This window comes from Janthinobacterium sp. OK676 (genome assembly GCF_900103595.1).
GTDB lineage: Bacteria > Pseudomonadota > Gammaproteobacteria > Burkholderiales > Burkholderiaceae_D > Janthinobacterium.
Genome location: NZ_FNHA01000004.1, coordinates 69,192 through 78,866, shown reverse-complemented (window position 1 = coordinate 78,866; position 9,675 = coordinate 69,192). Strand labels below are relative to the sequence as shown.

The 9,675-nt window shown below is 62.9% G+C and carries 7 protein-coding genes and 3 tRNA genes; 2 read left to right on the top strand and 8 right to left on the bottom strand.

Annotation, left to right across the window (positions count from 1 at the left end; all coding sequences use genetic code 11):
* Positions 1 to 7: 7 nt before the first annotated feature.
* From BLU39_RS09765 to BLU39_RS09745, 5 genes are all read right to left on the bottom strand, one after another.
* Positions 8 to 83: transfer RNA gene (locus tag BLU39_RS09765), tRNA-Ala, on the bottom strand.
* Positions 84 to 217: 134 nt separating this feature from the next.
* Positions 218 to 293, bottom strand: a tRNA-Glu gene (locus tag BLU39_RS09760).
* Positions 294 to 360: 67 nt separating this feature from the next.
* Positions 361 to 436: transfer RNA gene (locus BLU39_RS09755), tRNA-Ala, on the bottom strand.
* A gap of 124 nt (positions 437 to 560) precedes the next feature.
* Positions 561 to 1,967 carry a glutamate--tRNA ligase gene (gene gltX, locus BLU39_RS09750; protein ID WP_092712398.1) on the bottom strand — a complete coding sequence of 469 codons (1,407 nt, stop codon included), beginning with the start codon at positions 1,965 to 1,967 and terminating at the stop codon, positions 561 to 563.
* Positions 1,968 to 2,121: 154 nt separating this feature from the next.
* Positions 2,122 to 3,033 carry a LysR family transcriptional regulator gene (locus BLU39_RS09745; RefSeq protein ID WP_092712395.1) on the bottom strand — a complete coding sequence of 304 codons (912 nt, stop codon included), beginning with the start codon at positions 3,031 to 3,033 and terminating at the stop codon, positions 2,122 to 2,124.
* 148 nt (positions 3,034 to 3,181) lie between these two features.
* Here BLU39_RS09745 and lysA point away from each other — a divergent pair, with 148 nt between their 5' ends.
* Together lysA and BLU39_RS09735 are read left to right on the top strand one after the other, a co-directional pair.
* A complete protein-coding gene (lysA, locus tag BLU39_RS09740; protein WP_092712393.1) occupies positions 3,182 to 4,426 on the top strand; it encodes a diaminopimelate decarboxylase in 1,245 nt (414 codons plus the stop codon).
* Positions 4,427 to 4,498: 72 nt separating this feature from the next.
* Positions 4,499 to 6,070 carry a phospholipase D family protein gene (locus BLU39_RS09735; protein WP_092712391.1) on the top strand — a complete coding sequence of 524 codons (1,572 nt, stop codon included), beginning with the start codon at positions 4,499 to 4,501 and terminating at the stop codon, positions 6,068 to 6,070.
* 139 nt (positions 6,071 to 6,209) lie between these two features.
* On the opposite strand, the gene BLU39_RS09730 is transcribed toward BLU39_RS09735, so the two are convergent.
* The 3 genes from BLU39_RS09730 to apbC form a co-directional block, all read right to left on the bottom strand.
* A complete protein-coding gene (locus tag BLU39_RS09730; protein WP_092712389.1) occupies positions 6,210 to 7,892 on the bottom strand; it encodes an alkaline phosphatase family protein in 1,683 nt (560 codons plus the stop codon).
* 138 nt (positions 7,893 to 8,030) lie between these two features.
* Positions 8,031 to 8,438: a DUF4399 domain-containing protein gene (locus tag BLU39_RS09725; protein WP_092712387.1), complete on the bottom strand. Its 408-nt coding sequence runs from the start codon at positions 8,436 to 8,438 to the stop codon at positions 8,031 to 8,033.
* Between the two features lie 136 nt (positions 8,439 to 8,574).
* Positions 8,575 to 9,663: an iron-sulfur cluster carrier protein ApbC gene (apbC, locus tag BLU39_RS09720; protein WP_034758315.1), complete on the bottom strand. Its 1,089-nt coding sequence runs from the start codon at positions 9,661 to 9,663 to the stop codon at positions 8,575 to 8,577.
* Positions 9,664 to 9,675 lie beyond the last annotated feature (12 nt).

Below are 9,675 nucleotides of genomic sequence, written 5' to 3'. Positions count from 1 at the left end.
GCGCTGTTGGTGGAGGTAAGCGGGATCGAACCGCTGACCTCTTGCATGCCATGCAAGCGCTCTCCCAGCTGAGCTATACCCCCCGGGCGCAGAAATAATAAAAGTCGCACTTGGCGACTTTGTTCCACTACTTGCTTTCCATCCAGATTCCGTTTTTTACGGACCTGAACTTACAACAATCAGTACAAACAACTGCCACTACTATACCACAACTACCTGGCGTCCCCAAGGGGATTCGAACCCCTGTACTCACCGTGAAAGGGTGATGTCCTAGGCCTCTAGACGATGGGGACCGCGGAACTTCCAAACAACATCTGCACCACTTCAACGACTAACAAAACCTAACTGCGATTTTGCTGCTGGTGGAGGTAAGCGGGATCGAACCGCTGACCTCTTGCATGCCATGCAAGCGCTCTCCCAGCTGAGCTATACCCCCGTTGGTGCAGAAACAAGAGTATAGCAAAGAAGTTTCACTCTGCAAATACCCTTTTTCGTCTATGAGCAACTTTTCATAGAGACGGTTTCCGCACCGTATTTTTACGCGTATTTAAGCGCGGCGATTACAGCCACTTTGCCAGGCGCGCCAGCACGGTGTCGCGGCCGAAGATCACCACCACCTGATCGATGGCAGGGGTCTGCAACTGGCCCGTCAAAATCAGGCGCAAAGGCATGGCCAGCAGCGGCATCTTGATGGTGTTGGCGGCCAGCACTTCCTTGATCATGGCAGCCACGGCTTCCTTGCTCCACTCCACCGTGGCGATGCGCTCGGCGAACTGCGCCAGCACGGGCTTGATGGCATCCGTGATGTGCTGCGCCACCAATGCCGCTTCCGGTTGCGGCTCGCGGAAGAACAGCATCGAGGCGGCGGCCAGTTCATTGACCGTGTTGGCGCGCTCTTTCATCATGCCCAGCACTTGCGCCAGGTCCGGCGCGCCTTCGAAGACGGCGCCGGCGGCGACCATTTGCGGACGGGCCAGGTCGGCCAGGCGCGTGTTGTCTGCCTGCTTGATATAGTGATTGTTCAGCCAGGCCAGTTTTTCATTGTTGAACTGGGCGGCGGACTTGGACAGGTGATTCAGGTTGAACCACTCGCAGAACTGCTCGGTCGAGAACACTTCATCATCGCCATGGCTCCAGCCCAGGCGCGCCAGGTAGTTCAGCATCGCTTCCGGCAGGAAGCCCTGCGCCGGGTAATCCATCACGCTGACGGCGCCGTGGCGCTTCGACAGCTTTTCGCCGTCCGCACCCAAGATCATCGGCAGGTGGCCGTACAGCGGCAGCGGTGCGCCGATGGCGCGCAGGATGTTGATCTGGCGCGGGGTGTTGTTGACATGGTCGTCGCCGCGGATCACGTGGGTGATCCGCATGTCCCAGTCATCGACTGCCACGCAGAAGTTGTACGTCGGCGTGCCGTCCGGACGCGCGATCACCAGGTCGTCCAGCTCGCGGTTCGAAATCGTGATCGTGCCCTTGACCACGTCGTCCCAGCTCACGTCGCCATCGAGCGGATTCTTGAAACGCACGACGGGCTTGCGGTCAGCAGGAATGGCCGGCAGGGTCTTGCCCGGCTCCGGGCGCCAGGTGCCGTCGTAGCGCGGCTTTTCGCCAGCGGCGCGCATGCGTTCGCGCATCGCTTCGACTTCTTCCGGCGACGAGTAGCAGTGATATGCCGTGCCCTCAAGCAGCATCTGCGCCACGACTTCGCGGTAGCGGTCCATGCGGGCCATCTGGTAGAACGGGCCTTCGTCGTGGTCCAGGCCCAGCCACTTCATGCCTTCGATGATGGCTTGCACGGCTTCCGGCGTGGAACGCTCCACGTCCGTGTCTTCGATGCGCAGCACGAAGGTGCCGCCGAAGTGGCGGGCATACGCCCAGCTGTATAAGGCGGTGCGGGCGCCGCCCAGGTGCAGATAGCCGGTCGGGCTGGGAGCGAAACGGGTACGGACGGGAGTAGCGGTTGTGGTCATCGAAGTAATCAGGCTTGAATAAGTAAAACGCCATTTTACTACCTAAGCAAAGCCCTAAGGCAAACCCCGGGGTCAGTCACTTCGTGATCGAAATGGGGCCCACTGGGCCCCATTTCCCCTGAGGGTCTGACCCCGGTCCTTCAAGGGGCTTGTCTTATAGTGCCAGCAGCCGCCTTTTCACCTCGTCCGCCTGCGCATGCAGCGCCTGCTCGAACAGGGCCACCAGTTGCGACAAGGGCCGGTGCAGGGGCTTGACCAGATTCACGGTGAACGGCAAGGACACGGCAAAGCGGCGAATCTGCAAGCCCTGCCCCGCATAATCGAGGGCCGTGAGCGGATTGACGATGGCCAGCCCCACGCCTTCGCGCACCATGGCGCACACGGAGGCGGCGCTGTGCGTGTCGAGCGCCATGCGCCGCTCCACGCCGGCCTGCGCGAAGATGGCATCGATCTGCTGGCGGTAAGGGTCGACGGCGGCCAGGCTGATGAAAGGCTGGCCTGCGAAGTCTGCCGGCGCCAAGGTCATCTTGCCTGCCAATGGATGGCCATCGGGCAGCACGCACACTTCATCAACGGACATCAGGGTGGCGAGCGCGGTGCCCGGCGGCGCATTGCCCACTTCCGTCAAGCCGATATCGTGGCGCTGCGCCGACAGCCACTCTTCCAGCAGCGGCGACTCCTGCGGCGTGATGCTGATGCTCACCTTGGGAAAGTCGGCGACGAAGCGCTTGCACGCCTGCGGCAGCAAGGACTGTGAAAACACGGGCAGGCAGGCGATCGACAACTGCCCCTGGTCGAACTGGCGCAAGGCCGCCGCCGTGCTGACGATGCGCTCCAGGCCGAAATACGCGCGCTGCACTTCCTCGAACAGCTGCAGCGCCTGGGCCGTCGGGCGCAGCCGCCCCCGCTCGCGCTCGAACAGGGTCAAACCCGTCAAATGCTCGAGGCGCGCCAGCTCGCGGCTGACGGTGGGCTGCGATGTATGCAGCATGGCGGCGGCGGCCGTCACGCTGCCCGTCGTCATGATGGCGCGAAAGACCTCGATATGGCGCAAAGAGATAGTCATGCCCATATCATAAATGAATAAGGTCAGCTTAAATGGATATTTTATGTTTATCCTAAAAAGCGGCATCATCAGCGGCATCGTAGGTCGGATTAGCGGGCAAAGCCCGCGTAATCCGACACCCCCCTAAAACATGACAAAGACAACCACCATGAAACCAGTGCCAGACGCCACCCTCGCCCAACTCGCCCAGGAACACGGCACGCCATTGTGGGTGTACGACGCGGCCACCATCCGCGCGCGCATCGCCCAGCTGGCGCAGTTCGACACCGTGCGTTTCGCGCAAAAGGCCAATTCGAACATCCACCTGCTGACGTTGATGCGCGAAGCGGGCGTGCACGTGGACGCCGTCTCGCTGGGCGAGATCGAGCGCGCGCTGCAGGCGGGCTACACACCGGCGCAAAGGAATGGCGCCGCCGGCGTGGTGTTCACCTGCGACCTGTTCGACCGCGCCACCCTGGCGCGCGTGGCGGCGGCAAAAATCGAAGTCAATTGCGGCTCCGTCGACATGCTGCGCCAGCTGGGCCCCGTGTCGCCCGGCCACCGCGTCTGGCTGCGCATCAATCCCGGTTATGGCCATGGCCACAGCAACAAGACCAATACGGGCGGCGAAAACAGCAAGCACGGCATCTGGCACGAAGAACTGCCGGAGGCGCTGGCCGTCATCCGCGCGCATGGCTTGCACCTGGTGGGCCTGCACATGCACATCGGCTCGGGCGTCGACTACAGCCACCTGGAAACCGTCTGCGGCACCATGGTCGACCTGGTCAAGAACATGGGACACGACATCGAAGCCATTTCCACGGGCGGCGGCCTGTCCGTGCCTTACCGCGAAGGCGAGCAGCCCGTCGACACCAACCACTACTTCCAGCTGTGGGATGCGGCGCGCAAGCAGATCGAGGCGCACCTGGGCCATCCCGTGCACCTGGAAATCGAACCGGGCCGCTTCCTCGTGGCCGATGCGGGCCTGCTGGTGGCCGAAGTGCGCGCCACCAAGCAAATGGGCGGCAACCATTTCACCCTGCTCGACACGGGCTTCAATGAACTGATGCGCCCTGCCATGTACGGCAGCTACCATGAAATGTCGGTGATCGCGCATGACGGCCGCGCACTGGACGCCAGCGCCGCACGCGCCACCGTCGTCGGCGGCCCCCTGTGCGAATCGGGCGACGTGTTCACCCAGCGCGATGGCGGCGTGGTGGAAACCCGCTTGCTGCCGGCTGCGCAGGTGGGCGACTACGTGGTGTTCGAAGGCGCGGGCGCATATGGCGCGTCGATGTCGTCGAACTACAACAGCCGCCCCCATGCGGCCGAATACCTGGTCGATGGGGATCAATCCCATTTGATCCGCCGCCGCCAGACGGTGGCCGAACTGATCGCGCTGGAACAACTCTAAGCGGTTTCAACGGCGCGCCGCGTGCGGGCATGCGCATCTGCTAACATCGGGGCAACTCGATGAAAGCCTGCCATGCCCGTTCCCGCACTCCCCTCGCGCAGCGCCAGCCGGCTGCTGCCTCTGCTGCCCCTGCTGCTGTCCGCCCTCCTCGCCGGCTGCGCCTCGCTGCCGGCGCTGGACGGCCGCATTCCTTCCCACGTCATCACCGATACGGCGCAGACGCAACTGGCCACGGCCATTGCACCCATGGTGGCGCAGCATCCGGGCGTGTCCGGCATTTACCCGCTGGCCGACGGGCGCGACGCGTTTGCCGCGCGCGCCCTGCTGGCCGCCGCGGCCCAGCGCAGCCTGGACGTGCAGTACTACATCTGGCACAAGGACATCACGGGCACCCTGCTGTTCGACGCCTTGCGCCAGGCGGCAGAACGGGGCGTGCGCGTGCGCCTGCTGCTCGACGATAACAATACGGCGGGTCTGGACCAGACCCTGACGATGCTGGGCAAGCAAACGAATATCGAAATCCGCCTGTTCAATCCCTTCCTGCCCCGTTCCCCGCGCGCGCTCGCCTTTGCCACGGATTTTTCCCGCCTCAACCGGCGCATGCACAACAAGTCGTTCACGGCCGATAACCAGGCCACCATCGTCGGCGGACGCAATGTGGGCGATGAATATTTTGGCGCAGCCGGCGACGTGCTGTTCGCCGACCTGGACGTGCTGGCCATCGGCCCCGTCGTCGGCGAGGTCTCGCACGATTTCGACCGCTACTGGAACAGCGCCTCGGCCTACCCGGCCAGGCTGCTGCTGACCAGCCCTGTCGAAGGCGACGCGGCCACCATCGCCGCCGAAGCGGACCGCATCGACGACACCAAGGCGGCAGAGGAATACGTGCAGGCGCTGCGCACCTCGCCCTTCGTCAAGCAGATGATGGAACGCTCCCTGCCCTTCGAATGGGCCAGGACGCGCATGGTCAGCGACGACCCGGCCAAGGTGCTGGACAAGGCCAGGCCCGGCACGGGCGTGGCGGAAAACCTGCGAAACCTGCTCGGCGTGCCGGAAAAGGAAGTGGACCTGGTGTCGCCGTATTTCGTGCCCGGCAAAGCCGGCACGCAAGCCTTTGCCGACCTGGCGAAAAAAGGCGTGGGCGTGCGCATCCTGACGAATGCGCTGGAAGCGACCGACGTGGCGGCTGTGCATGCCGGCTATGCGAAATGGCGCAAACCCTTGCTGGAAGCGGGCGTGCTGCTGTACGAGTCGCGCCGCTCGTGGGGACAGAGCGATGCGCGCGAACAGACGGGCCGCTTCGGCAGCTCCGCATCGAGCCTGCATGCGAAGACCTTTGCCGTCGACGACCAGCGCGTCTTCGTCGGCTCGTTCAATTTCGACCCGCGCTCCATCGAGCTGAATACGGAAATGGGCCTCGTCATCGACAGCCCCGCGCTGGCCAGCCAGCTGGGTCTGGCCATGCGCACCACGATCCCGCAGCGCGCCTACCAAGTCATGCTGGGCACCGACGGCGCGCTGTACTGGATCGCGCGCGACGCCAGCGGCGCCACCACGCACTACGACACGGAACCGGGCACCAGCGTGTGGAAGCGCATGGGGGTGGCGATTCTGTCGGTGCTGCCGATCGACTGGCTGTTGTAACCGCTTATGCCAACGATGTCGTCGGATTACGCGGGGCTTTGCCCCGCTAATCCGACCTACGCTCTATGCCCACCACAAGGCCAATGTAGGTCGGCTTAGCGCGCAGCGCGTGAGCCGACAACACCACAGTCCAAGCGCCTTAGCGCACCGCTTCCGTCAAAATCCGCCCTTCCGACGCCGACGGCTGGCGTATGCGCAGCAAGTGAGCGAGCGTAGGCGCGATGTCGACCACTTCCGCATACTGGCCATAGGCGCCCGGCTTGATCCAGCGAGGACCGAAGACCATCAGCGGCACGTTGGTGTCATACGTGTACGGCGTGCCGTGCGAGGTGCCGCCAACGCCCTTGCCGAAATACCAGGCCGGCTTGGTGACGACCATCAGGTCGCCCGACAGCTGGCGGTTCCAGGCGCGGCGCATCAGGGTGTCCATGCGCGTGGCGACGGCTCCCGTTTCCATCTGCGTGCGCGTGTAGACTTGCGCCAGCCCGTCCTGCTGCAGCAGGAAGCGGGCCGCCGCATCTTCCAGGGCGGTGCGATGGATGCCGCTCTTTTCCGCCAGCGCGTAATCGAGATAGATATTCGGCAGCGACGATGTCGTCACCAGCTTGTCGATGCCCAGGGTGGCGGCCAGGTGCTGGTTCAGCGCATCGACCAGTTTGGCGCCGTCGATGCGCCTGGCGGAGATGCCCCGCGTTTCGGAAAACTCCGGCACGTTGGCAAAGCCATGGTCGGCCGTCAGCACCACGAGCACGTTGTCCATGCCGACTTTTTTATCGAGATCAAGAAAGAAGCCGGCCAGCATGCGGTCCAGGCGCTGCAGGTGGTCGTGCGACATCTTGCTTTCCGGGCCGTAGGCATGGTTGACGTAATCGTGCGCGGACAGGCTCACGCCGAGGATGTCGGGCACGCCGGCCGGGTTGCGGCCCAGGTTTTCGCCATCGATGGCGGCGCGGGCGAATTCCAGGGTCAGCTCGTCGAGGAAGGGGCCGGACTTCAGGCGGCTGTAATACTCGCCATCGAGCTTGCCGCTGTCGCTGTAGTAGGCGAACGGGAAGGTGTTGCGCGTGCCCGGCTTGGCAGGCACGAGGTCATCGCGGGCGTCATTGACGTAGGCCGAGTCGGCCAGCAGCGGCGTCCAGCTCTTGCCGTAATAGCGGTCCTGCGGTTTCGCCGCCTGGTAGCGCTGCACCCATTGCGGGTGCTGCTGCATATAGTAGGTGCTGCTGGCGAAATTGCCCGTCTTTTCCATGTACATATAGGCCGTGCCCGTTTTCCCGGCCAGCAGGATGGCGCCGCGGTCCTTGCCCGACACGGTGACGACCTTGGCCTTGTCGCCCGTCGAGTAACGCAGTTCGTCGCCCAGGGTGCTCACGCGCAGCCTGGTCGGCGCCGTGCCGTCATCGGGCTGCGTGTCTTCGCCGATGTAATGGAAATTGCCATCCTCGGTACAGTACACGGATTTTTTCGTGACGGGATCGATCCAGTTATTGCCGATCACGCCATGCTGGTAAGGATAGGCGCCCGACAGCACGGCCGAGTGGCCGATGGCGGTGACCGTGATGCCGTGCGCCTGGTGCGCATCGCTGAACCACGCGCCCTGTTCCAGCAGGCGGCGGAAGCCGCCCTGGCCGAACTGGTCGCGGTAGCGCGTCACCTGCTCTTGCGGCAAGCCGTCCACGACCAGCACGACGACCAGCTTGGGCTGCGCCGCAGAGGCAACAGCAGGAACCGCCTTGGCCGCATGCGCCTGGCACGCCGCCACGCCAGCGGCCAGCAGCAGCGCCTGCGCCAGCTGCCGGGAAAGGGAGAAATGTTTCGTCATATCCGCTCATCAAAAGTTAGGCCACCGGCCAGCATACGCCGACTATATGACACAATAATGACAAGAGGCAACAATATAAAAAAGGCCAGGCTCCATCGCTGGAACCCGGCCTTTGCCGCAACAGACAATCTGCCTGACTTACTTGACCGTCACCTTGATGCTTTTGCTCAACTCCGGCCCATACGACTGGTGTGCGCCATTGGCAAACTGCATGGTCAGGGTGTACTGGCCCGGCGGCAAGGTGACGTCCGTTTCCGTTTGTCCTTTGCCGAAATGCAAATGCTTGTCATCCATGGGTATCATCTCGCCCGCCTTCATCGGCCCGGTATTGATGAGCAGATGGTGGTGGCCCGTCTTGGCCGTCATGTCGCCGGCCGGCTTGACGTCCATGCCACTGACGGCGAACTTGACCTTGAACGGACTCGTCACAGTCGCGCCATCGGCTGGCTCGACGAACGAAACGGATTGCGCGAACGCGCTGGCGGCCAGCAGGCTGCCGGCAACCAGGACTGCGGCCTGGCGCAGGAATACGGTGCTCAATTGCATGATGTCTCCTCTTGTTAAATAACAACACGGACTGCATGAAACCATATTCCTGCTGACCTTGGCGCAGGATTGTTAACCCATGAAGGGCCGGGGTCGAACCCTGAGGGTTCGACCCCAGTCTCTGCCTTGGGTTACATCAGTCGTTCTTGATGACGATGCTTGGGAACTTGCTCGTCATGTCCTTCGCCTTTTCCGCCACCTTGATCGCGATGGTGCGGGCGATCTGCTTGTAGATCACGGCGACGGGGCCTTCCGGCTCGGCCACGACGGTGGGCGTGCCCGAATCCGTCTGCTGGCGGATCGCCATGGTCAGCGGCAAGGCGCCGAGGAATTCCACGCCGAAGTCCGCGCACATTTTCGCGCCGCCGCCGGCGCCGAAGATTTCTTCCGCATGGCCGCAGTTCGAGCAGATGTGCGTGCTCATGTTTTCCACCACGCCCAGAATAGGAATGCCGACTTTCTCGAACATTTTCAAGCCCTTGCGCGCGTCGAGCAGCGCGATGTCCTGCGGCGTCGTGACGATGACGGCGCCCGTGACGGGCACTTTCTGCGACAGGGTCAGCTGGATGTCGCCCGTGCCTGGCGGCATGTCGACGATCAGGTAGTCAAGGTCGCGCCAATTGGTCTGGTCCAGCAATTGCTGCAAGGCTTGCGTGACCATGGGGCCGCGCCACACCATCGGTTCGTCCGGATCGATCATGAAGCCGATCGAGGACACTTGCAGGCCGTGGTTTTCCATCGGCTCCATGCTCTTGCCATCGAGCGTCTTCGGCTGGCCGCTGATGCCCAGCATCATCGGCTGCGACGGGCCATAGATATCGGCGTCCAGCATGCCGACGGTGGCGCCTTCGGCCGCCAGGGCCAGGGCCAGGTTGACGGCCGTGGTCGACTTGCCAACACCACCCTTGCCGGAAGCGACGGCAATGATGTTTTTCACGTTGCTCATCGGCTTCAAGCCGCGCTGCACCGTGTGCGAAATGATTTTCGACGACACGCCCACGCTGACGTTGCCCACGCCAGGCAGCACGCGCAAGGCGGCCAGCACGGATTTGCGGATCAGGTCGATCTGGCTTTTGGCGGGGTAGCCGAGCTCGATGTCGAGGGAAATATCATCGCCGTCGACCTTCAGATTCTTGACGGTTTTACTGGAAACGAAATCTTTATGTGTATTTGGATCAATAACCTGGGCCAGTGCGGCCTTGACGTCTTCTACTGTGATGCTCATGACTATCTCCGT